Here is a 23,003-nt window from a genome sequence, read left to right on the forward strand (position 1 = left end):
CTCCTGTAGCAAAGTTAGGCAGTTTCCGGCGCGGCCAGACGTGGCAGCGAGGCAAGTAACGTCTGGGTGTAAGGATGGCGCGGGCGGTAGAACACCTCATCGGCGGCGCCCTGCTCGACCGCCTGGCCGTTTTGCATCACCAGCACGCGATCGCTCATGTGATGGATCACGCCAAGATCGTGCGAGATAAACAGATAGCTGACGCCGAGCTGCGCCTGTAGATCGCTGAGCAGATCGAGGATCTGCGCCTGAATGGTGACATCCAGCGCCGACACCGCTTCGTCGAGCACAATCACTTTTGGATGGGTCGCGATCGCGCGGGCAATCGCCACACGCTGGCGCTGGCCGCCCGACATGCGCGCTGGCCACTGCGTGAGATGCTCTGCGCCGAGCCCAACCGATTGCAGCAGGCTAATCGCCCGCTCGCGCGGTGTTTGCGTTGGCGCATGCCGATCGAGCGCAATCGCATCCAGCAGGATGTCGGCCACGCGCCAGCGCGGATCGAACGAGGAGAGCGGATCCTGATACACCACGGCGATCTGGCGGCGAATGGCACGTTGATCGGCGGCGGACGCGTGGCTCCACGGCTGACCGGCAAACAGCACCTCGCCGCTGTCCGGTGTTTCCAGCGCCAGCGCAATGCGTGACAAGGTGGTTTTGCCTGAACCCGACTCGCCGACAACCCCCAATGTCTCGCCGCGTTTTAAGCTAAAGGAGACGTCATCGACGGCGCTGTGCCCGCGAAAACGCTTCACGATATGTCGCGCTTCCAGCAGCACTTCCGCTGATGGCGTCACGGATCGGATTGGCACGCTGGACGCGCTGCCCGAAAGGCGTTGCCCTTTGGTGTGTTCGCTGGGAATCGCGTTAATCAAACCTTGGGTATACGCATGCTGCGGCTGTTGCAGGACTTGCTGCGCCGTACCCGCCTCAACAATTGATCCGCCCTGCATCACCAGAATCTGATCGGCGATTTTTGCCACCACCGCCAGATCGTGGCTAATCAGAATTACGCTGGTGCCGCGATCCAGCATCTGCCGTAAGACCTCCAGCACCTGCGCCTGCACCGTGACATCCAGCGCGGTGGTGGGCTCATCGGCGATCAGCACATCCGGATGCAGCGCAATCGCCGAAGCGATCAACGCGCGCTGGCGCAAGCCTCCCGATAACTCTCCCGGCCGCTGGCTGGCGCGATAAGCCGCCTGCGGCACGCCGACTTCTTCCAGCAAGGTCTGCACTTTCTGCTGACGGCTGGCGGCGTTGCCCCAGCCATGCAGCGCCAGCGCTTCGGCGATCTCTTTGCCCACCGGACGCAGCGGATCCAGCGACACCAGCGCGTCCTGCAAAATGAAACCCACTTTGCTGCCGCGCACCTGCCGCCACCAACTGTCGCTACGCTGCTGCAGCGTCTCGCCGTGCAGGCTCAGCGTTGCAGCCTGCACCTGCAATCCTTCACCAGCTAATCCCACCAGCGAACGAGCAGTGACGCTTTTTCCCGATCCAGATTCACCCACCAGTGCCAGACATTGCCCACGTTGCAGTGCGAAGCTGACGTTCTTCACAATATGGCGCGGTGGTCCGCTTTCGCTGCTGGCCCAGATATTCAGGCCGCGCACATCAATCACATTGCTGCTCATTTGCGCTTCTCTCCTTCCGCTCGCTGCTGGATGTAGCGGCCAATCTGCGTGAACGACAGCGCCACCAGCACAATGGCAATGCCCGGCAACACTTCCAGCCACCAGGCGACGGTGACGTTAATTTTTCCGGCTTCGAGCAGCGCGCCCCACTCCGGCGACGGTGGCACTACGCCTAATCCAAGAAACGACAATCCAGATGCCCACACCACCGATTGCCCGATGCCTAACGCCACCAGCGAGAACAACGGCCGGAACACGTTGGGCGCGATGTGCTGGATAAACAGCCGCGGCCAGGGATGACCGAGCGCACGCGCCGCTTCGACATAACCGGATTGTTTGACCTGCAATGCCTGCGCACGCACCAGTCGCGCATAGCCCGGCGCGGTGCCAATGCCGACCGAGATCAGTAAACTGCTGGCGGATGGACCCAGCAGCGCAACAAACAGCAGCGCCAGCAGCAAGGTGGGAAACGCCAGCAGGATTTCCAGCAGACGGTTAACCGGCTCCGCTAGCCAGCGCGGCCCGAGCGCGGCGCTAAAACCAAGCACCACCGCACCCAACAGCGCGATCACCATCGCGCCGATGCCAATCAGCAGCGACTGACGCGTGCCCCAGATAATGCGGCTGTAGAGATCGCGCCCAATGTCATCGGTGCCAAGCCAGTTGTTCCACGAAGGTGCTTGCAGCGCGCGATAGAGATCGGTGCTGAAGGGATCGTGCGTCGCCAGCACGCCAGGCGCGATGGCCGCGACAATAAAGAACAGCGCCACGAGGGCGGAGAGCAGCACCGAAAGCGGCAACTGCCAGCTGATGCGCGTGGTGCGCTGTGCGGCGTAATCCGTGAGATGAGCTTTCATGCGCGACCTCGCAGACGGGGATCGACGATCAGGTAAATCAGGTCAACCGCCAGGTTAATGACGATGTAGAGGAAACTGATAAGAATCACGATGCCGGAGACCAGCGCAAAATCCTTGTTGCTCACCGCATTGACCAGCACGTTGCCGAGTCCCGGCCGGGCAAATACCGCTTCCACTAGCACCGCGCCAGAGAGCAAATTGCCAATCGCCCAGCCGCTCAGCGTGATGGCCGGAATCAGCGCGTGACGTAACACATGGCGCAGCCGCACGCCTGCCAGACTCATGCCGCGCGCCCGCGCCGACAGCACAAACGGCTGCTGCATACTGCGTTCAAATTCGCCGCGAATGGCGTGACCAATAAAGCCCGCCAGCGGAATCGCCAGCGTGATGGCGGGCAGCACGGTGCCGAGCAGGCTGGTGCCGCCGACCACCGGGAACCAGCGCAGGCCGATGGCGAAAACGATCAGCAGCAGAATACCAATCCAGTACTGTGGCAATCCGGCCATGATGGTTTCCACCGCCGAACCAAACGCCGCCAGCCGACGGTTGCGACCGGCGGTGAGCAGCGTCCACGGAATGGCGATAATCCACGCCAGCAGCAGCGCGGCAATCGCCAGCGTAAAGGTCGGCAGCAATTGCTCGGCGATGATGTGCACCACCGGCCGCTGCAGCTCAAATGAGAAACCAAAATCGGCGTGTAGCAGCCGCCAGAAATAGTGCAGATACTGCTCGACAATCGGCTTATCAAAACCGTATTGCGCGTTGATCGGTGCCAGCTCAGCCGGCGTGCGTTCAATCACCTGCCCGGAAGTAATATTCAGCAGGATAGTGGCGCGATCGCCTGGCAGCACCGACAGCACCAAAAATGTCACGGTGATGGTGCCCCACAGCACGAACAGCGCGGAGGCGATACGCAGTGAAATCCGCCGCAGCAACAACGCCGTGCGGCTGCGTGGCATGGCCACGTTTGCCAGATGGGCGGCGCTGTTTTGCGGCGGCGATGACGTTAGTTCACTCATGGCTGCTCCTGCACGAAGTAAGCATCGTTAAAGTTCAGCAATCCGTTGCCCTGATCCTGCCAAAGCCCGCGTAGGTTGTTGGCGATGGCAACGTTGTAGGTGAAGTTGTAGCCACCGATGGCAATCGCCTGATCGTCAAACCACTTTTGTAACAGGTCAAACTTTTGCCGACGGCGTTGCGCATCGGGATCGCGCTGCGCATCAAGGATTTGCGCTTCAACTTCAGGATTATTGAAAAAGCTGGTGTTGTTGCCGTTGAACGCGCCGTTGAGCGCATGGTTGTAGACGATGTCGAGGATGTTGGGTGACGGCCAAACCCAGTAACCAAAGCTGATTTCCTTATCTCCCGGACGCGAACGTGCACCGGCAAAGCCTTCGGTTTGCGTCAGCGGGATCAGATCCAGCTTAATGCCGACGCGTTTGACCTGGTCCTGCACTGCCTGCAGCATCAACGCGCCTTCCTGGTCGATAATCGCCTGAATAAACGGTAAGCGTGCATCCAGCGTTTTACCGTCTTTGGTGCGATAGCCGGCGGCATCGCGTCCGGTCCAGCCCGCGTCATCCAGCAGCTGATTGGCTTTGGCGATATTGAGCGAATAGCGATCGTCGACATTCAGATAGAGCGGTGTGCTTTTACTCAGCGAGCCGTTGCCCTCATACGGCACTGCGCCTTTAAACACGGTTTTGACAATCTGCTTGCGGTCCAGCGCGTAAGCAAATGCCTGGCGCACCCGCTGATCGGTAAACGGACCGCGCTGCACATTAAAGGAGAACGCCTGCGGCCGTCCCGTGGCGACGTAAGAGAGCGTTTGATAGTGACGTTGCAGCGCCTGCCACTGCGCGGATGGCGGCTGATAAATCACCTCCGCGCCGCCGCTCACCAGTGCGCCCCAGCGCGTGGTGGCATCCGGTACAAACTTCCACTCCAGATGCTTGATATACGCCGGGCCGTTGTGGTACGCGTTTGGCGGTGCCCAGCGATAGTCGTCATTGCGCACAAAGCTGATGCCATCGCCGCGCACCCAGCGCGCCACTTTCCACGGTCCGGTGCCGACCGGTCGTAAGCACTTCTGCTCGCTGCTGTTATGCGCCAGCGAATCGGGCGATTGAAATCCGTAATGACCGTTTGCCAGTACATTATAGATTTCGGGATTCGGCTCAGATAAATGCAGCGCCACGGTATAATCATCGACCTTGGTAAATCCGGTCATATAGGTAAAACCGTGCCAGCCTATTCCTTTTTGCCACGCTGGATAATTCGCAATAACCGCATCGGCATTAAATACATCGCCATCGGTAAATTTAACGTCGTGGCGTAAATGAAACGTAATGGTTTTACGATCGGCGGATTCACTCCAGCTGGCAGCCAGCCACGGACGAATTTGTCCGTTGTCATAACTCACCAGATAATCAAAAACCTGACGCGATAAATAAGCTTGCTGCACCCAGCCGCCCCACAAGCAAGGTGGCTCCTGCTCATGCAGATAAACCAGCGTGCCGTTGCTATAACGGGGCGAATCGCTCTGCGCGCTGACGCTTAAGGGCAACGCACCACTTATTGTCGCCAATATCGGCATGAATAACCGCTGAAGAGACAGATATTTCATTTCGCTACATTTCCCGGTTAAAGACAAATAACAGATTTCGCATGGATCTATTCCGCTTGAAATTATATTTTTTGGAAATTAATGGGTAACTCACGGAGTAGCGTTTGAATAGAGCACAGATATAAAACGCGGCAAATAACAATAGTGGCAGTGAATATGCAGAATTGAATTATTTGTTCCATATAGTGAAATAAGCAGCGATTAGTTATTTGGTGAAATAGCTTACGCTGAAAAAGCATTAATTTGCGCCCGATGGCGATGACATAGTAATGAAAATTTCTACGCTGGAGGGAAACGTCATGTCGCACATCGAATCAGGTTGGGGAGCTGGCCCGTCATCCCGTTATGAACAGCTGGCGGAGCGTTTCCGTCCGGTGTTCCAGAAAATACACGCGGGCGCGATTGAGCGTGAGCTGCAGCGTCAACTGCCGCTGGAGCAAATTGCGTGGCTGAAACAAGGCGGTTTCACCGCACTGCGCGTGCCGGAGAGCCATGGCGGCTTGGGCGCGACGCTGCCTGAGCTGTTCGCACTGCTGATTGAGCTCGGCGAGGCGGATTCCAATCTGGTGCAATCGATTCGCGGTCATCTCGGCTTTGTGGAAAACGTGCTGAACAGCGGCAGCAGCCCGTTTCGTGACAAGTGGCTGACGCGGCTCGGACGCGGCGAAATCGTCGGGCCCGCATGGAGCGAAACCGGCGATGCGCGCCAGTCTGAATTCTCCACGCACATTGCGCGCAGCGGCGAATCCTGGCGTCTTAATGGCCGCAAGTTTTACACCACCGGCTCGCTCTATTCTGACTGGATTGATATCGGCATCACCGATGAAAACGGCAAAGGTGTATCGGTGACGGTTTCCCGCACCGCAGAAGGCGTGACGGTGCTCGACGACTGGAACGGCTTCGGCCAAACCCTGACCGCCAGCGGCACGGCAATTTTCGCTAACGTGGCGATCGCCGCCGATGACATCAATGAAGAGATTCATTTCAGGTATTCACCGGCGTTTTATCAGCTGATTCATCTGGCGACACTGGCCGGCATAGGCCGCGCGCAGAGCGGCGAAGTGGCGCAGCAGGTGGCTTCACGCACGCGCACATACAGCAACGGTAATGCGCCGCGTGCCGCGCAGGATGCGCAGATTTTGCAGGTGGTTGGACGCCTGCGTGGCGCGGCCTACAGCAGTGGCGCGATTGTGCTGCACGCCGCCAGCGCGCTGCAACGTGCCTATGACGCCCACTTCAGCGGCGATCAGGATCACGAGAACCACGCGGTGGCGATTGCCGAACTGGAAGTGTCGCAGTCGCTGAATGTGGTGAGCGATTTGTTACTCAACGCCAGCTCGACGCTGTTTGATGCGCTGGGTGCGTCGGCCACGTTGAAACCGCTGGCGCTTGACCGCTTTTGGCGCAACGTGCGCACCCTTTCTTCGCACAATCCGCGCATCTATAAGGATCGCATCGTCGGCGATTTCGCCGTGAACGGCACGTTGCCGCCCGAGCAGTGGCGCATCGGCGTAGCGTAAGATCGCCATTTATGGTGACCATTTAACCAGGTGCGCATGAATGCGCACCCTACGATTTTGTAGGGTTGCCATTCATGGCGACCTGGTATGCATGGCGTTAATCCCTGCCTCATGAGACACTCCGGCTTATTCCGTCAATAAATCCATTTCACGCCATGAAAACCTTTCTGATTATTGTGCCCGACGGCGGCATGCTGTTTGAAGCGGCGGGTATCGCCGATATCCTGATGCGCGCCAACCAGCATCTACCGGCTGGCGTTGATCAGCAACGCTATCGCGTTAGCCTCGCCACCACTCAATCACATCAGGTGATCCACGGCCAATCCGGCCTCAATCTATTAGCCGACCTTAAACTGGCCGATCTCGATCCGCGCAGCGCGTGGGACACCATCATGATCACCGGACGCGGCGACAGCGCGGAAGAAGGCAACATGGTGGTCGATTTCATTAAGCTGGCGGCTCCGCAGGCGCGACGCGTGGTGTCGGTATGTGGCGGCGCGATGCTGCTGGCGGAATCCGGATTGCTGGATGGTCGCCGTGCCACCACGCACTGGCGCTTACTCGATACCTTGCAATCGCGCTATCCAGAGATTCAGGTGGAAGGCGGCCCGCTATTTATTCAGGACGGACCGATCTGGACCTCCGGTGGCGTCAGCTCGGGTTTTGACCTGACATTGGCGCTGGTGGAAGAGGATTTCGGCTTTAGCGTGGCGCGCGATATCGCGCAGGATATGGTGATGTATCTGCGTCGTCCCGGCGGACAGATGCAGTTCAGCCGTTTTCATCTGCAAACGCCGAGCGGCATTGGCCCGATCGGTGAACTGCAGCGCTGGATCCGTGCCAACCTCGCCGACGATCTGTCGGTGGAGAAGCTGGCGGAGCGCGTTGCCATGAGCCCGCGCAACTTCACCCGCGTGTTCACCCGTGAAACCGGCGCGCCGCCCGCACGTTATGTGGCCGAAGCGCGCCTCGCCGCCGCGCGTGAAAAGCTGGAGCAAAGCAACGACACGCTGGATCGCATCGCGCAACATACCGGCTTCGGCAGCAGCATCAATTTACGCCGCAGCTTTGAGCGCCAACTGCATCTCACGCCGGGCGAATATCGCCAACGCTTTCACTGCAGAAAATTGGCGTAAAGTGATCCTTTTTTGGCGTTTACGCCACTGCGTCGTCGGCTTAGAGTGACTCCAGCATCTTCGGAAAAGGAGTCAACCATGACTAAGATCGGCATTAACGGCTTTGGCCGTATCGGACGTAACGTTTTTCGTGCAGCGTTGGGCAGCGATGATATTGAAATCGTCGCCATCAACGACCTCACCGACAGTAAAACTCTCGCGCATCTGTTGAAGCACGATTCCCTGCTCGGCCGATTACCGGCGGAAGTAGAAGCCGGCGAAGGCGAATTGCGCATTGATGGCAAAGCGGTGCGGGTGTTCAGCGAGCGCGATCCGGCGAATATTCGCTGGCGCGATGTCGGCGTGGATATCGTGATTGAAGCCACCGGCTTCTTCACCGAACGTGACAAAGCCGCCGTACACATCACCAGCGGTGGCGCGAAACGCGTGATTATCTCCGCGCCGGGCAAGAACGATGACCTGACAATTGTGTTGGGCGTCAACGATCAGCGTTACGATCCGCAGCAGCACTTTGTTGTGAGTAACGGCAGCTGCACCACCAACGGCTTAGCGCCAGCGGCGGCGGTGCTGCATCAGGCGTTTGGAATCGAGCACGGTTTAATGAACACCACGCATGCTTATACCAACAGCCAGGTGCTACACGACCAGCCAGAGAAAGATCTGCGCGGTGCGCGAGCGGCGGCGCTGTCGATTGTGCCTTACTCAAGCGGTGCGGCGAAGGCGCTCGGTCGGGTGATTCCGGAGCTGGATGGTCGATTGACCGGCTATTCCCTGCGCGTGCCGGTGCCGGTGGTTTCGATTGTGGATTTAACCGTGACGCTGAAACGCGATGTGACAGCAGAAGAGGTGAACGACGCCTTTAAAGCGGCGGCAGAAGGTCCGCTGAAGGGGATTCTCGGATACAGCGATGAGCCGCTGGTATCGAGCGATTATCAGGGCGATGCCCGTTCATCGATTATTGATGGGCTTTCTACGCTGGTGATTGGCGGCAATCTGGTGAAGATCCTTGCCTGGTACGATAACGAATGGGGCTTCTCGAACCGTTTGGTGGATTTAGCCCGCTTGATGGCAAAACGCGGCTTGTAAGGTAGGGTCGCCATTAATGGCGACCTTCTCACCAATAACGCCGTTACTTCAACCCCATCGCATCCTTCAGGGTAAAGAACAGATCGGTCTGATCGGTCAAGCCCACCACATTGGCTGCATGCGGGCCATACGCTGCAATACGCACCTGCGTGCCGGTGTGCTCCTGCGAATCCTCTTCTGAATTGCCGTAACTGATGGTCATCACTGCACCATCTTTGGTGTTCACCGCCTGCGTCAGGCCCGGTGCTTTGGTGCCGTTTTCCACGATCTGGCTGCTGTGCGCGTGATCGGCGGTCACCACCACCAGCGTGTCGCCATGCTCGCGTGCAAACGCCAGCGCCTGCTGCACCGCTTCATCCAGATCGACGGTTTCACCAATCTGACCGCATGGATTAGCCGCATGATCCTGCTTATCAATCGACGCGCCTTCCACCTGCAGGAAGAAGCCTTTCTCATTGGTGCTCAACAGGTCGATAGCTTTTTTAGTCATCTGCGCCAGCGTCGGTACCGAAGCTGGACGCTCTTTATTCACTTCACAGGTCACCACCGGCTTATCAATGTTGCCGTGATAGCTGGCTTTCGGTCCCTGCCAGCGCACCGGCATATTGCCGTCGGCGAACAGGCCAAGCACCGGTTTGCTCTGGTCGGCCTGTTGAATGGCGTTCATGCCATCCAGATTATCAATCCACTGATAGCCCAGCGCCTGAGCCTGTTCGCGCAGGGTTTTGCCCTGATACTCGCCGGCTTTGGCGGTTTCGCCGAAAGATTTCGCGCCGCCGCCCAGCGTAACGTCCGCACGGGTTTTCAGCATCTGCTCGGTAATCGATCCTTTACCGCCCTGCTCCAGCGCGTTTGCCGGACACAACTCGCTGGTTTTCTCCGGGCCGTAGCATTTGCGCGAGGTGACGTGGGCAATCAGGGCAGCTGGCGTGGCGTCCTGCAGTTCAGCAGTGGAGACGTTGCCGGTGGCTTTACCGGCGGCTTTCGCCAGCTCAAGAATCGTCACCTGATCTTTGCCGTTCACGTCGACGCCAATTGCGCCGTTATAGGATTTGGTGCCGGTGGCCCACGCGGTGGCTGAGGCGGCGGAATCCGTCACGTAATTTGGCTTGTGGGTTTTCTTATCTAATGAATAGTGCGTGTATTGACCGGTTAGCGGCAACGCATCAATACCGGGGAAAAAGCCGCCTGCACCACGCGCCTGATTACGCGCGGCGGTGATTTCCGAATCACCCATGCCGTCACCAATCAGTAGAATCACGTTTTTCGCCGTGCTATTGCTTAATGACGCTTTCAGCGCTTCGGTCTGGTCGCCAGTGAGACGACGCGCGCCGCCGTGTTCGGTGACATCGCCGGTAGCGGCGCGGGAATATTGTGCATCTCCTGCCACTGCTGATGTCGCGATCAGCGAAGCCAGCAGCGTAACCGTAAAGAGAGGTATCTGTTTCATTTATAAGCATCCTTATCCATAGATATAACCAAATGTTTCCGCGGACAAGTCTGCGACAGTGCGGTGACATTTTTGTGACAGAAAGGGAATGATTTGATGACAGAATCGCCATTGTGAACAGGCTAACGGCAATACGCTCAGAGCTTAAGCGAATAGAACAAAAGGAGAAAATAGCACTTGACCCTTTTCAGCGATCTCCCTATAGTAGCGCCCCGTTGACCCAGCGCGGTTGACAAAAAAATGTGGTGAGGTGTCCGAGTGGCTGAAGGAGCACGCCTGGAAAGTGTGTATACGGCAACGTATCGGGGGTTCGAATCCCCCTCTCACCGCCACATTCTAAAGAAGAGCCTGAACGAAAGTTCAGGCTTTTTTTTGCCTGTTCTACAGAGAGGGGGATTCGAACCCCCGCCTAATTTAACAGCTGGCAAAAGCAAATTAGCCCGCGGATTTTGCTCAATATTACTCTCTTGAAGATGTGGCCACCTCTTGATAACTGGCGATAAGCTGCTTCAAGTGCATTTCCGCTTGTGCTAATTGATGTTGTGGAACGTCACCACCTGATTGCTGCAACACGCGCAGTTCTTCTTCCAGTGGCACCGTTCCGTTGAACGCCTGCGTCATATCATAGACTGCCGTTTTCAGTTCGCTCACCGTCAGATATTTGCCGCGCTTCTCATCCAGTCCGTTCAGGCGCTGCGACAACATGTTTAGCTGCTCCATGCCCTGCTGCCATCCCTGCATTTTCTCAGCAGGCAGGGCTGCCGCCTTGAGTTGCTTGTTCCAGCGCGCGCTCATCGTTTTAACAGCGTCCGAATCAGGCAATAACAGGCTGGCCTGCATCACCAGCGCATTACCGTGCTGCAGATTCCAGTCCGGCGCTGCGCCCTGCAGCCAGTTTAGTTGCTGCTGTGTTTGCTCCAGCCATGCACCGTTGTTCAGCCATTCAGGTGGATTAGCCTCCAGTTCAGCAATCCTTTCCGGTGTCAGAGGCGCAGGGATTGGCGATACCGAAGCCAGTGATTCCTGCTGCAACGGTAAGCCCTTCTCAGTATTTTGCTCAACAACATAAGTGGCGGCGATGATAAGCGACACGCTCAGCAGCGTTGCGCCCACGCCACTGATAAACGCCCGACGGCGCAGCCGCCACAAATCGGGTGCAGGCGCATCCGGAGACGGAACATACACCCAGCCGCTGACTTCTGCACTTGTTAACGCCAGTGCGGGCTTGTCAATCGGAACGACTTCAGGCAGCTTGTCCACGGCATCAGGCGTTGATACCTCGCAGTGTTCCAGCATTACCACCGCACTGCGGATGCGGTCCAGGAGCGGATCAAGCTGGCTAAGCTGACGCAGTTCAAGGCGTTGCAGATGATCGCCGGCTTCGCTGAGTAAGCGCGCCGCCTGGCTCAGCGCCGTTAAGTCTGCTTCGGTTATCGTTTGAGTACGCAGGAATTGTTGCAACCGACGGCTCAGCCCTGCCAGCAGTTCGATGCGTGCGTGCGCTGGCTGCGGCCATAACGTCGGCCAATCGCGGGTAATCAATGCTACCAGCACCGCCAGGCCTTCCGTCATACCTGCCGTTCCTGCCGTGTGCGCACGCGAAAGCGTGTACCAAACGGCACTTTGTAATTCGACGCCGTTTTTTTCGAACAGCGTTAAACAGAGCGCGGATACATGTGGCCAATCGACATCCGGGCGCGCAGGATGTGACAGCTTCTGCATTTCCTGACGCAGCGCAGCATATTCCGCAAACGCACGCGGATCGCCGCCGGTTTTAACAAACCGAGGTTGAGATGAAGTCATTGCTGTGTTCCAAAAAGCCCTAATCAGGCAAAAAAATTAAACAGATGCCCTGGCATCCAGATACTGCTGCTGCTTCATATGGCGGATCATCACGCGCCCTTCCGGCATAAATTCGGTGCCGAAGCGCACCAATCCGCCCTCTTTGAGTTCGGCATCAATGGCATAGCGCAACTCGCCGGGCATGCTCTGTTCGAGTAACACCACATCAATGCGCTTCAGGCGCGGCTCATATTTCAGCAGCACGCCGGAAAGTGTGTGCATCAACTGGTGTGCGGTGCCGGGCATGCCCTGCAGGATACGCGTCATATCGGGCAGGCCGTAATCGGGAATATGCGACAGCGATCCGGCGCGAGTATTGAGGATGCGCTGCATGTTATCGAGCACGGAGAGGATCACCTGATCCTGTTCCTTCACTCGGTCCAGCTCCAGCCCACCCGCGAAGCTGCCTTTCAACAGCTCATACAGCGAAGGTTGATGATTGCCGCCACTCATGGTTTTTCCTCGCTGATCAGGCGCAGGCTGTTGCTGCTTAACTCAATCACGCGCGCTTTATCCGGATCCAAATCATTGCGCTCCAGCACCAGCCGCCAGCTGTTTTTCGCCATATCCGGCTGCTGGAACAGCGCGACTACCGCGACAAATTTAGCTTCTTTTTCCATCGGCATATTCAGCGACACGTCGCCGCCCGGCGTCAGCACCACATCGCGATCGGCGAGGAGTTCGGCTTTGAGCACGTCCGCCGCATCGCCGGTCAGTTGCTGATACACCGCGCCGTCAAACGCTTTGCGCTCGCTGAGCTGGAACACGCGCACCATCACCGGCTGCGACAGCGGATTATGCTCGCGGCTGTCGCTGTTGAGGCTTTCACGCGCGCTGAAATCAAGTTGCAGGATTTTAATCTGCTTGTAGAAAATCGCGTCAAACGCCGCGACGGATCCATCGGTGACTTTCTGCTGCAAACCGCAGCCGCCAAGCAGCAACAGTGCGCTGCAAATCATAAATTTAATCGAAGTGGTAACTGACACGTCGCTGCTCCTCGCAGGGTTTGACCGGGCGCATGCCTGCATAGCAACCCAGTTCAGTAGTAAAAGTTTGGGGGATGTCGCTGCATGCTTCGTCCGCGCCCAGCACGCCGGTCATGCCGAGCCAGAACGGCGCATCGCCGAGTTCCGGCGGTGCCAGCAGCTGCGTCTCCAGACACAATCGAATACGCGCCCGGTAGCGCCAGCCGAGATATACCCGCAGCATCACCAGAAAATCCTGATACAGCTGGCCGTCCGGCAGCCAGCGCGTGGCCTCATCCGCGCAGGCGGTTTGCAGTTCAATCAGCAGCTGGCTGTTGGCATCCATCGCTTCATCGCCGAGCGGCGCGTTGCCATCCAGTACGAACTCGCATTCCAGCGGATGACTAACCGGCACCGGACGCAGACAGTGCGGCTGCACTGTCACCGAGGTGTTCGGCGCAAGCAAACGCACCAGCGCGCGAATGCCCTCTTCCGTTCTGCCCGGCTGACGCATGACGCCGAGTAGCGCCAGAAAGCGTGAAACCGGCGTGGCGATATGCTTGCAGGTGCCGGGAATGCCCAATCCCACCAGCCCGAGCAGCGATTGCGACGTGCTGTCGCCGCCGCCTGCTTCAAAAGTTGCCGGATACGAGTATTTGCGCCAGATGCGATAAAACTGCGTCAGGATGCGGTGGTTAAAAATATCGAGAAAGCCCTGCAGCGCTTCATGCCCTTCGTCGCGTTGGGTGATGTCATCGATATAGCTTCCCGGCAGCGGCGAATCCACGCCGTATAAACCCAAAAACGTGGTGCGCACCACCGGCGGCGCAGCGGCATCAGTTTCATTGTATTCAACCGCTTTCAGCTCACCTGCCGGAAACCCCATGCCGGGATGCGGCAGTAGCCGCACCGCATCGTTCTGCGGTTTGCTGGTGCTGCCGAGCGGCGGCTTATCGCGATGCTGATGTTCAATCAGCTGGCAGAGGCGGTAAAAGTTCAGCCGCGTCAGCTCCTGCTCCAGCCGGGGCGTCAGCCGGAGATGCGGCGATTGTGCTTCTCTTCCCATTCGAGGCGCTCTCCGGTTGGCTGCAGGATTAAAATCAGACGGTTAAACAGGTGGATATCGGTATACAACGCGAAGAAGCGGCTGAGCATTTCGCCAAACAGGCAGATATCGCCGCTGCCGGCAAAGCCGCTGCTGTCGAGAGTGATTTCGATCTGCACGCCGCGCAGCAGATAACCCTGCTCAAAGCGTTCGGTCTCTTTGTGGCAGACGTGCAGGATGGCGTCCAGGCGGCGGCGATTCATTTCGCTGTGCGTCCAGTCGTACAGCGCCAGCGTGCCGCGCAGCACCTCGGCGTTATCCATCATCCACAGAAAACTCGAACCGAGATGGCTCAGCACGCGCCAGTGGAAGCGGTCACGATTGGGCGGGTAACACGGCAGCGTCGGCGCGCACAGGTTGCGCACCTGCATCGCCACGTCGGTGCTGCTCACGGCGGTATCCAGCAGCGTGCTCTGCAGCGCGCGACGCGGCAGCTGGCCGTTGGTGCCGGTGACGCTCACCGACAGGCTTTCGTTTTCCGGCAGGCTGTGATTATCAAAGGCTTCGCCGCCGAGGATCATCCAGGTTTCGTGCAGCCCGGACGGCCCGCGCCGCACGCGCGTGTGGAAGTAATGCTCCGGCGCTTCATGACGCAGCATGCCGCCTTTGTGGCGGAAGCTGCTGAATGGCACGTAAGGCTGATTTTTCGAGCAGATCACCGAATCCACCGAGTAGATTTCGGTGTGACCGTCCTGCACGCGCATCGGGCGCAGCATGTATTCGGTCTGTAATCCGTTGATCATCAGCGGATCGGATTCCATCGCGAACAGATTAATCACCGGCACGGCGTTGAGGCGCAGATGTTTTTCGCTGAACTGAAAATCATGCTCCCAGCGCTGTGCCAGCACCACATCGAGTTCAAACCACGGCAGCGATGCGGGCAGCGCCACCTGCTCCAGACCGCGCAGATTCACCGCCATAAACTTCTCGCGGAAGGTGAAGTATTCCAGCAGCAGCTGATAGCCGCTAAAGCTGCCCTCATCGCCCGGCCACAGCCGATCTTCCTCGCTGAAGCCCTGCGCGCTGAAGTGCCCGTCGAAGCGGCGGCTGTCGGTTTCGCCCGGCAAACGCAGTGCGATGCTGGCGACGTTAAGCGTTAATGCTTCGTGCAGCGCACAGGCCAGCGGCGCATCGGCGTTGAGATAGAGCGGAATGCGGCTGACGTCGATACGGCTCCAGTCGGCCAGCGCACCGCCGTTAAAGCGCAGGCGAACAACTGAACGTCCGGCGGCATCGGTGGTTAATTTTGCCGACTCCAGCGCCAGCGGCAGCACCTGCACGTCGCGTGTGGTGGTGTAGCGACAGCGCGTGCCTTTTTCACCCACCGGACGTGAGATTACTTCAAAGCCGCGTGCCAGCCGCATCGGCTCCTTCATCTCGCGCCAGTCGGGCGTGAATTCCACCACCGACATGGACGGAATGGTGCGCAGATAGTGCGGCCACAACAGGCTGACCAGACCTTCGGTCAGTTCTGGCAGGTCGTCGTCGAGCTTTTCACGCAGGCGACCGACCATAAAAGCAAAGCCTTCGAACAGTCGTTCAACGTAGGGATCGCGCGCGCCAGCTTTGTCGAGATTGAGCATCGCTGCCTGTTCAGGATGGGCGCGGGCAAACTCTTCGCCCGCTTCTTGCAGGTAGCGCATTTCAGCGTCGTAATAACGCAGGGTTAAATCGTCCATGGTATTCACATCAGTAATGTGCAGCCCGAACCAGTCAGGCAACAGGAAGTTAAAAAGCAGAAGTCAGCTGCAGAGGATGGAGGCCCTGACCGGGTCAAGCGTGATGAGGCCGGATAACAGCGAGTCCATTTCCGGCTGGATGCGCGTGCGTTCACTTTCACTGCGCGCGGCTCGGGCACGCAGCAGCTTCAGCCGCCGGGCGCGCACTTCGAATAATAAGGTTGGTTCCCACTGCGCAAGCGTCAGTGCGCCGGCATGCTGATTGAGTTCATCCAGCAGATACAGCGCCATTTCACTTTTACCGAATTGCTCGCACACTCGCGCCATTAGCAGACGTATTAACCACTGATCTCGCAAACTATTGGTGCCCGGACGCATCTGCAGCCACGCCAGTGCGGCTTCCACGCTTTCCGATTCCGCTTTATCCACCGCCTCGTTTTCCAGGGACAGGATGTCGTTGTCAGGTCCGGCAACCAGCGTGTCGCTCTCCGCAAAGCCCACGTCGCTCATCACTTTTTGCGCGATCCAGTTGCGCGTCACCTCATCGGCAAACGGTGTGCCGTCTGAATACGAGAGCGTTTCCAGTCCCGGCAGCCTTGATAAAAGTCCATGCAAATCCTGCTGCACAATGTTCGCCAGCGCCGCGCCCTTGTCCTGACGATTCAGCGCTTCACAGGCGTACCACTGAAGATCGAACCACACGTGATTGATGGCCTGCGCAAACAGCGAGTCCGTCAGTTCCAGCAGTTCCGTCCAGCTTTGCTGCAGATACAGGCGCTTAAGGTGCGCACGGTGATCGGGTTTTGGCGGCGGCAGACGCGTATTGCCGCCGGTTCCAAGCGCGGGAAGATTGAGGATGGTATCCCAACGTACGCTTTTCATCAGATGGTGGGCGGAAAGCCAGCCGCCGGGCTGCTCGCGCAGGTAGTTTGCCAACACCTTTGCCTGTGCCTTCAACGTTTCACCGGAGTTAACCGGCGCGAGTTCAGCAAGCGACGAATCATCCACGTCCGTATGTGTCGGGCTGTTGAGTGGCACCATCGCGCTGGCACCCCCGTTCTGAGCTAAACGCAGCTCCAGCGCGCGCAACAGCGGCTGAAGCCCGTTGCGTTCATCTTCATTGAGTGCATCTTCAATCAGCAGCAATGCACCGCTAATGCGGCAAACCCGCGCGATATCGGCTTCCGGCCATAACGTCAGGCTGTCGAGCATTCTGGCGCTGCCTAGCCAGGCCAGCGCGCCCTGCCGACTGCGGCTGCGTTGTGGATGAAGCTTTCCACCAAACTTATGCAGCGCGGCGGCCAGCAGTTCCAGCCCTTCCGCCAGCCCCTGCTCGCCGTCCTGATGCAGGCGCGCCCACGCGTAAAAAGTGATAACCCGGATATCCTTGCTCACGGTTGTCAGCAACGATTCCGACAGGCGGGCGATGGCGTCGGTATCAAAGCCGGAAAGCTTGTTCACCTCTTCGCGGATCTGCATAAACTGATCGTCATACGCCGGATCGTCTCCGGCGGGCAACGCTTTACTGATGGGTTCCAGCCAGCGCGCCCAGTCGCTGCGACGCTGTTGTGCATCGGTTCTCAGCGTGGACGCATCCACGCCGCAGGCAAGAACCAGTTCGGTCATTGCGCTCATTATTCTGCTCCCTCCATGTCAGTACTGACGTCATCCATAACCGCTTCGCGCGAGGCCATCGCCTCGGAAGCGCTGGCCGCATCCACGCTGAAAATCTCCGTTGGCAGCGTAAAGCCCCGCAGACGCAGCAGCGCCAGCGGGCCGTCGCGCATCTGCGTGCGCAGCACCCACGTTAGCGTGCGCTTATCCGGCGTGGTAAAGCTCAGCAGCCAGCGGCTGCGATCGAGACGTTCACGTTTTGCCTGCTCCAGCAAGCGGATAAAGCCCCAGGTGCCAGGATAATCGCCGTAAATCTGTGCACTGCTTTTCACACCGGTCCAGGTCAGCAACGTACCCGGCTTCAGGCTGTCGCCCGGCCAGCGCATCGCCTGCCACGTCGCCATCTGGTTGAAGTAGCGCAGCGGCTGGCCGTCGAGCATCAGCTGGGTTTCAATCACCTCCGGCGCAGCGCGCCCCTGCAGTTCAAAGCTGATGCCCTGGGTGCCATCGGTAAACAGAATATCGGAGAGCTCGCGCAGCTGATTGACCGCCTTAAGGAAAGCGGGATTAAAGGTCAGTCCCTGACTGTGTGCCGCATCCGGCACCCAGCTGCTGCCCTCTTTCTGTAGTACGCCACCGAGGCGGCTGCTGAGGAAGCTGTCAATACGCCCGGCATCGCGGCGGATAAACTCCGCCAGCATCGGCAGTGACGCGTCACTTTGTCCCGCCGCGAACGGATAGCGTCCGTCAAACGCGGTGCGCCAGTTTTCCACGATGGAGCGCTGCCACTGCGCGTTCAGGCTCACCGCCGACGGCTGCAGGATGGTTTCCCACGCCTGCGTCAGCGGCTGCACGAACATCGTCTGGCCAAAGCCGCTCCACTCTTCGCCGAGGCTCGCCGCCATCAGGCTGCCGTACTGCTGGGTATCGGTCAGATCGACACTTTTGCCCTGAAACACCGTCTGCGCCAGCGTTTGCAGCATCTCCTGCGGATCGGGCGCGGCGGCGACCTGCTGCAGACGTAAGCGCACACGGGTGATGCGGGTTAAGTAGGTTTGCAGCGTCAGGCTGCTGTCGGCGGCCATCAGCTGCGAGCCGCTGTTTTTGCCGGTCAGCGCCAGCAGCGGGCCGAAGGTGACATCCAGCGGCCCTTCAGGGCCGGTGGCTTTCTGGCTGATAACCGGCTTGTCTTTCTGGCCGATCAGGTCTTTGGCCGAGTTAATCAGCGTATCGGAGAGCGCCTCGCGCTGCTGGCCGGTCTGGCCCTGCCACGCCAGCGTGTTCATCAGTGCAATCAGCGGTGACTGGCGCACGTCGCTCATCAGCGTCAGCTGGTCCGTAACGTTAGCAATGTTCTGTGCCGGATTGAGCCTGATACCGTTGAGGAAATTCAGCCAGCTGGAGGCGAAGTCCCTGAAATAGCGCTCAGTTAACCGCGCCTTCAGCGCCTCCGGGGAAATCTCCTGCGGCACCGCGCTGCGGCTGTCGCTGAGCACCCAGTCGATTTCATCGCGCCGGGTGTTGGCCGCTTTCTCAATCTCCTGGCGCACGCCACCTTCCCACGCCTGGCGAGTAAACACGCCCGGAACTCTGTCGTCACTGCTGAACAGCCGGCGCATATCGGTGCCCGGCGTCATATCTTCCAGCGTCAGGTCGGTGTAGTTGCGGCGCACGTCGCGCAGGACGTTCTGATACAGCGTCATCTCGGCGTTGCGCTGGCCGGTCTGCAGCAGCAGCACCTGACGTACCTGACTCAGCAGCGACGCATTGGGTTTGATGCGCCAGCCCGGCTGCGACGGCAACGACGCGGCATAGAATGCCCACAAATCCGGGGCCAGCGTCTGCCACAACGACGTTGAAATGCCTGGATATTCCGGCTGAACGGTCGCCATGGTCTGCGCATAAAACGCCGGTTCGGCACGCTCCGGGCGCGCCATCATCAGCCAGGCCTTTAACTGCTTATACCCCGGCTGCGCCAGCGTGGCGCGCAGTGGGCTGGCGGCGGGAAGGCTGGCCAGATAGGTCAGCTTCTCTTCCAGCGCGATGCGCGCCGGTTCGTGGATCAGCCGCTGTGCAGCAACGCCGTACCACGGCAGCAACGCATCATGCAACTGCTGCGTGTGGTTAATGCCGAAGCGCTGATACCAGGGCGCGCCGTGCTCCAGCCAGTGCTGCTGCTGACCGAGATCGTTACGCAGGCCGTGCAGCGCAATGAGCTGAGCATCATCAATCTTCGCTGAATTCACCAGTACCTCAGCTTTATCCGCCGCGCTGACAATCTGATGGCGGTTGAACAATGAGGAGGCCAGCATGCCCGCGCCGCCGAGCAGCATCAGGCTCATCATCGACCAGGCCAGCGTTTGTTCCCACGGCAGCCCGGTACGACGACCTCTGGCGTGGTCTGACGCGATACCCTGCCAGATCGCACTGTCGGATAATGCGTGAGGATGCACGCTGTCCAGCGCAGGCTTTGCTTCCGGCAGGCTGAACATCAGACCACGCAGTAAACTGCGACGCGCCGGGTCCAGCCACGGCGCTAAGCGCTGCTGCCAGGCCTGACTTTCACCGCTGGCAAGCTGCTGCGACAGACGCAGCAGCCAGTCGTGGCTGATGTTATCTTCCACCTGAGCCAGACCGCGTTCACGTAACGGAGCAACCAGGCTTTCGAGCTGTTGAATAATATTCTCCGGTAGCGCTTTTGCTGGAAATACAGAGCCTACCGCGTTGCTTTCACGTTCTGGCTGCGGCCAGTCACTGTGATCAAGCTGCCAGATCCACACCGGCGCACGCCAGCGCAGCGCGGTGGCAATCTTCTCCAGCGAGCGCATCGCTGCATCGCTTTTTTGTGGTATCAGGGTGGAATTTGAATCCTGAACCAGCACAATGCCGTCCAGCGGACGGCTGCGGCGCAGCTTGCGCAGCGCGGCGTATTTTTCGTTATCTAACTGAGCATCGAGGCTACCACCGTAAATAAGAACCGTACGGTTACCCTCCATCCACACATTTTTGCCAAGTCCCGGTACAAGCTGGCTGATCGCGGCGTCGTCGCCGACCACCAGAAGCAGACGAACTTTGCTGCGCCAGAAGAGGTTGTAGCGTGAGCGAAGATAGTTGCTCATATCGCTCGCCAGGCATGTGGAAGCAGTGGCAGAGGCAGGCATATCTTCTTTTTTGTCACCCGATGGCCTGACCGGGACGCCCGCATTCAACGGACTGAATAAGAAGAAAATCACCGTACATATCAGGCACGCGAGAAAAACAAATCCCGTCAACGGTAACCAGAACTGACGGGTGGTTGCTTCAACGGGTAAGGCTTTTAGCTGGGATAGCAGGAATAAAAAAAGCAGTAAAACGGACACGGCAACGAGCCCGTACCCCAGCAGACGAAAGAAGTTATTCATTATTTTTTATTCCTTTCATGCTCACCGGCAGCACGGAAAAATCCCGGCAGCAGCGCGCTGGCCACCACCTTTCGTAACGCGAATGCCAGACCCGGTAAGGTCACGCCAAGTACGGCCAGTAAAGTGATCGTTCCCCACCACGAAAATAACCAGACCGGGAAGGCAAAACCTAAAGACCAGATAAGAAGAGTATTAAGCAGCACCGCCAGCATCATTCCACCGGCAGGGAAAGGCGCAGCCTGCGCCCGTTCGGGGGAAGTGTTCATCAGCGGCATTTGCCTGCCTGCCACCATCGTCCAGGCCTGTTTATCATCGGCCCACACCAGCCACTGGCTACCCATGTCGTAATTGACGGCTTCAATTGCCGCAACGGACATCAGCCAGCCTGCAAGGTGGCCGTAACGATCGCAGCCTTCATCAAAATCAATGAGCCCCGCCATCGGTGCTGAACTGCGCAGAGACAGCGGCAGCTCAAATACGGCAGATGTCAGTTGCTGACGCTGAGGGGCGGTGAGTCCGCTGAACCACACCATCCCAACAGATGCAGATGGTTGCTGGTTCATCTCTTTCAGCTCTTTTAGCTCGGCTGAGAGTTCACTGGTTTGCAGCGGCATGGCCCGAAATACCTTTACGGCTTCTCGTTGCTGAGCAGCAGAAAGCAGTAAGGGAGGCGCGAGTAATAGTGCGCTGGCAAATTCAGCCAGGGTTTCATTTACCTGACGATAATGTATTGCCAGAATCAGTACCGGGTTGTGCGATGCCAGCAACTGGTTATTCCAGAATTCGAAAGCAAATTCGGCGGGTAACACATGGAAGGTGGGCGTCCACGGCAGTGCAAGCTGTTTCCACAGTGACGCAACACGCTGCTTTTCCTGCTTCAGTGATGCGGCAGACGTCTGAATAACAACAGTTAGTGCGCCGCTGGGATACCAGTTTGCTAACGATGGTGCTATCTGCTTGAGCAGTGCCTGGCTAAGCTGCTCAAAGCGTGAAATTCCGGGGATGAGTGCTTCACCTGCAAGCAATGTGGTGGATTTATCAATAGCGTCATTTTTAGCGACCAGACCTGTCAGCTGAGGGACAAAATCAGAGTTCACCATTAAATTTCTCTGATTAACAACGCACAGGTGCTGATGGGCATGCTGCTGCCAGGCGGCATGTAAATTCTGTCGCCAGCTGTTCCAGTAAAATGCCTTCAGAGCCTGAACTTCCCACCCTAATAAATACAGGGTGAGGATTGCCATCGAACTTACCAGCATCGTCGCGGCCAGCGGGAGCCAGGCTCCGGATGAGAGAGAAGACCGATCTTCCACTGAACCAGAAAACAAAAGCCAGGCAACACTGATTAATACGCAAAAGAAAATAATAAAAAAACAGATCCACGGGGAACATGCGCTGGCGGGTGTCCGCTCAGGCACTTCCGGTACTGACCATCCCATTAGCCGATCTCCATATCCGGCAGGGTTGCGATAACCACCGAGCCACATTTCGTTTTGCAGCCATGTATAACGATCCCACGTCCATTTTCTTCATAAGATGCAATATCGCATTCGATAATACGGTTAGTGCCATGTAATGGGCAGGACACCGTATCATGCAGCAGGGCGGCATTTTTCCCCTGAATATCGAAAGTAGATGATGCAGATGTGACTTTGCCACCGTGGGACGTAGAATCTCCCAGGACGACTGCTAATTTGCCCATTATTATGACCTATACTTTATTTACTGAACGAGTGGGTGACTAATTTAATATAACTGTCCATGCGAAATTATTAAGCCCCATTAAAAAAACCAACGAAGGGTAAGTAAGGTTTTCATTTCAAATGGGTTATCGAATTATTGGAATGCCATAATATTCGAGAAGGCCCAAAAAAAAGAAAGAGAAGATAACCGACAAAAACCATACTATTAAAACACTGAAATAAGCCCTCTCAGAAAGAATCCAATATATTAACGCAATGATACAGCTAGATAAAATTGCATATAAAAACATTATCAGATAAACAAACCCAAGCATCCCCCCTCCATAAAACCAGCTAGCTATAAAGTTAACTTCGATAACGTAAGATACTCAACCAAAAGGAG

The 23,003-nt window shown here is 57.7% G+C and carries 17 protein-coding genes and 1 tRNA gene; 4 read left to right on the plus strand and 14 right to left on the minus strand.

Annotated features, from left to right (window positions below; genetic code table 11):
* Window positions 1-14: 14 nt before the first annotated feature.
* Genes BM323_RS05470 through BM323_RS05485 form a run of 4 tightly spaced genes read right to left on the minus strand, consistent with a single transcriptional unit; the run spans window position 15 to window position 5,120 of the window.
* The gene (locus tag BM323_RS05470) at window positions 15-1,637 is read right to left on the minus strand and encodes a dipeptide ABC transporter ATP-binding protein (RefSeq protein WP_008107548.1); all 1,623 of its coding nucleotides are present in this window, start codon (window positions 1,635-1,637) and stop codon (window positions 15-17) included.
* On the minus strand, window positions 1,634-2,494 hold the full coding sequence (locus tag BM323_RS05475; protein ID WP_008107547.1) for an ABC transporter permease: 861 nt from the start codon (window positions 2,492-2,494) through the stop codon (window positions 1,634-1,636). The genes BM323_RS05470 and BM323_RS05475 overlap by 4 nt, the downstream gene beginning before the upstream one ends.
* Window positions 2,491-3,513: an ABC transporter permease gene (locus BM323_RS05480; RefSeq protein ID WP_008107544.1), complete on the minus strand. Its 1,023-nt coding sequence runs from the start codon at window positions 3,511-3,513 to the stop codon at window positions 2,491-2,493. Before BM323_RS05480 ends, BM323_RS05475 begins: the two co-directional genes overlap by 4 nt.
* Window positions 3,510-5,120, minus strand: a complete 1,611-nt coding sequence (locus BM323_RS05485; protein ID WP_008107543.1) for an ABC transporter substrate-binding protein — start codon at window positions 5,118-5,120, stop codon at window positions 3,510-3,512. The genes BM323_RS05480 and BM323_RS05485 overlap by 4 nt, the downstream gene beginning before the upstream one ends.
* Window positions 5,121-5,419: 299 nt before the next feature.
* Between BM323_RS05485 and BM323_RS05490 the strand changes: the two genes are divergently transcribed.
* The 3 genes from BM323_RS05490 to gap all read left to right on the plus strand — a co-directional run bounded on the left by BM323_RS05490 (window position 5,420) and on the right by gap (window position 8,862).
* Window positions 5,420-6,640, plus strand: coding sequence for an acyl-CoA dehydrogenase family protein (locus BM323_RS05490; protein ID WP_008107541.1), 1,221 nt, complete (start codon window positions 5,420-5,422; stop codon window positions 6,638-6,640).
* A 155-nt stretch (window positions 6,641-6,795) separates the two neighbouring features.
* Window positions 6,796-7,776, plus strand: a complete 981-nt coding sequence (locus BM323_RS05495) for a GlxA family transcriptional regulator (protein WP_008107539.1) — start codon at window positions 6,796-6,798, stop codon at window positions 7,774-7,776.
* A gap of 78 nt (window positions 7,777-7,854) precedes the next feature.
* The gene (gene gap / locus BM323_RS05500; RefSeq protein ID WP_008107537.1) at window positions 7,855-8,862 is read left to right on the plus strand and encodes a type I glyceraldehyde-3-phosphate dehydrogenase; all 1,008 of its coding nucleotides are present in this window, start codon (window positions 7,855-7,857) and stop codon (window positions 8,860-8,862) included.
* A gap of 43 nt (window positions 8,863-8,905) precedes the next feature.
* Here the strand turns inward: gap and phoA are convergent, their stop codons facing one another.
* Complete coding sequence (phoA, locus tag BM323_RS05505; RefSeq protein WP_008107534.1) at window positions 8,906-10,312, minus strand: alkaline phosphatase; 1,407 nt, start codon at window positions 10,310-10,312, stop codon at window positions 8,906-8,908.
* A gap of 244 nt (window positions 10,313-10,556) precedes the next feature.
* Between phoA and BM323_RS05510 the strand changes: the two genes are divergently transcribed.
* Window positions 10,557-10,644, plus strand: a tRNA-Ser gene (locus BM323_RS05510).
* Window positions 10,645-10,771: 127 nt separating this feature from the next.
* Here the strand turns inward: BM323_RS05510 and BM323_RS05515 are convergent.
* The 9 genes from BM323_RS05515 to BM323_RS05555 form a co-directional block, all read right to left on the minus strand.
* A complete protein-coding gene (locus tag BM323_RS05515) occupies window positions 10,772-12,115 on the minus strand; it encodes a VasL domain-containing protein (protein ID WP_008107533.1) in 1,344 nt (447 codons plus the stop codon).
* Between the two features lie 36 nt (window positions 12,116-12,151).
* Window positions 12,152-12,607 (minus strand): type VI secretion system baseplate subunit TssE, encoded by a 456-nt coding sequence (tssE, locus tag BM323_RS05520; RefSeq protein WP_008107531.1) that lies wholly within the window; start codon window positions 12,605-12,607, stop codon window positions 12,152-12,154.
* On the minus strand, window positions 12,604-13,140 hold the full coding sequence (tssJ, locus tag BM323_RS05525; protein WP_008107529.1) for a type VI secretion system lipoprotein TssJ: 537 nt from the start codon (window positions 13,138-13,140) through the stop codon (window positions 12,604-12,606). Before tssJ ends, tssE begins: the two co-directional genes overlap by 4 nt.
* The gene (gene tssG, locus BM323_RS05530; RefSeq protein WP_008107527.1) at window positions 13,118-14,185 is read right to left on the minus strand and encodes a type VI secretion system baseplate subunit TssG; all 1,068 of its coding nucleotides are present in this window, start codon (window positions 14,183-14,185) and stop codon (window positions 13,118-13,120) included. The genes tssJ and tssG overlap by 23 nt, the downstream gene beginning before the upstream one ends.
* A complete protein-coding gene (tssF, locus tag BM323_RS05535; RefSeq protein WP_008107526.1) occupies window positions 14,149-15,903 on the minus strand; it encodes a type VI secretion system baseplate subunit TssF in 1,755 nt (584 codons plus the stop codon). The genes tssG and tssF overlap by 37 nt, the downstream gene beginning before the upstream one ends.
* 63 nt (window positions 15,904-15,966) lie before the next feature.
* On the minus strand, window positions 15,967-17,538 hold the full coding sequence (gene tssA / locus BM323_RS05540) for a type VI secretion system protein TssA (protein WP_008107524.1): 1,572 nt from the start codon (window positions 17,536-17,538) through the stop codon (window positions 15,967-15,969).
* A complete protein-coding gene (locus BM323_RS05545; protein ID WP_008107522.1) occupies window positions 17,538-20,918 on the minus strand; it encodes an ImcF-related family protein in 3,381 nt (1,126 codons plus the stop codon). Before BM323_RS05545 ends, tssA begins: the two co-directional genes overlap by 1 nt.
* On the minus strand, window positions 20,918-22,357 hold the full coding sequence (locus BM323_RS05550; protein ID WP_139221400.1) for a hypothetical protein: 1,440 nt from the start codon (window positions 22,355-22,357) through the stop codon (window positions 20,918-20,920). The genes BM323_RS05545 and BM323_RS05550 overlap by 1 nt, the downstream gene beginning before the upstream one ends.
* Window positions 22,357-22,620: a PAAR domain-containing protein gene (locus tag BM323_RS05555; protein ID WP_008107517.1), complete on the minus strand. Its 264-nt coding sequence runs from the start codon at window positions 22,618-22,620 to the stop codon at window positions 22,357-22,359. Before BM323_RS05555 ends, BM323_RS05550 begins: the two co-directional genes overlap by 1 nt.
* Window positions 22,621-23,003: the final 383 nt, after the last annotated feature.

It is taken from the genome of Pantoea sp. YR525 (assembly GCF_900116775.1).
Lineage (GTDB): Bacteria > Pseudomonadota > Gammaproteobacteria > Enterobacterales > Enterobacteriaceae > Pantoea > Pantoea symbiotica.

Bases quoted from the DNA above. Each gene is read 5' to 3' on its own strand.
- BM323_RS05545 (WP_008107522.1), bottom strand. From the start codon at position 20,918: ATGAATAACTTCTTTCGTCTGCTGGGGTACGGGCTCGTTGCCGTGTCC.
- BM323_RS05475 (WP_008107547.1), bottom strand. From the start codon at position 2,494: ATGAAAGCTCATCTCACGGATTACGCCGCACAGCGCACCACGCGCATC.
- tssA (WP_008107524.1), bottom strand. From the start codon at position 17,538: ATGAGCGCAATGACCGAACTGGTTCTTGCCTGCGGCGTGGATGCGTCC.
- BM323_RS05470 (WP_008107548.1), bottom strand. From the start codon at position 1,637: ATGAGCAGCAATGTGATTGATGTGCGCGGCCTGAATATCTGGGCCAGC.
- tssE (WP_008107531.1), bottom strand. From the start codon at position 12,607: ATGAGTGGCGGCAATCATCAACCTTCGCTGTATGAGCTGTTGAAAGGC.
- phoA (WP_008107534.1), bottom strand. From the start codon at position 10,312: ATGAAACAGATACCTCTCTTTACGGTTACGCTGCTGGCTTCGCTGATC.
- tssF (WP_008107526.1), bottom strand. From the start codon at position 15,903: ATGGACGATTTAACCCTGCGTTATTACGACGCTGAAATGCGCTACCTG.
- BM323_RS05490 (WP_008107541.1), top strand. From the start codon at position 5,420: ATGTCGCACATCGAATCAGGTTGGGGAGCTGGCCCGTCATCCCGTTAT.
- BM323_RS05480 (WP_008107544.1), bottom strand. From the start codon at position 3,513: ATGAGTGAACTAACGTCATCGCCGCCGCAAAACAGCGCCGCCCATCTG.
- BM323_RS05515 (WP_008107533.1), bottom strand. From the start codon at position 12,115: ATGACTTCATCTCAACCTCGGTTTGTTAAAACCGGCGGCGATCCGCGT.
- BM323_RS05550 (WP_139221400.1), bottom strand. From the start codon at position 22,357: ATGGGATGGTCAGTACCGGAAGTGCCTGAGCGGACACCCGCCAGCGCA.
- tssG (WP_008107527.1), bottom strand. From the start codon at position 14,185: ATGGGAAGAGAAGCACAATCGCCGCATCTCCGGCTGACGCCCCGGCTG.
- BM323_RS05495 (WP_008107539.1), top strand. From the start codon at position 6,796: ATGAAAACCTTTCTGATTATTGTGCCCGACGGCGGCATGCTGTTTGAA.
- BM323_RS05485 (WP_008107543.1), bottom strand. From the start codon at position 5,120: ATGAAATATCTGTCTCTTCAGCGGTTATTCATGCCGATATTGGCGACA.
- gap (WP_008107537.1), top strand. From the start codon at position 7,855: ATGACTAAGATCGGCATTAACGGCTTTGGCCGTATCGGACGTAACGTT.
- BM323_RS05555 (WP_008107517.1), bottom strand. From the start codon at position 22,620: ATGGGCAAATTAGCAGTCGTCCTGGGAGATTCTACGTCCCACGGTGGC.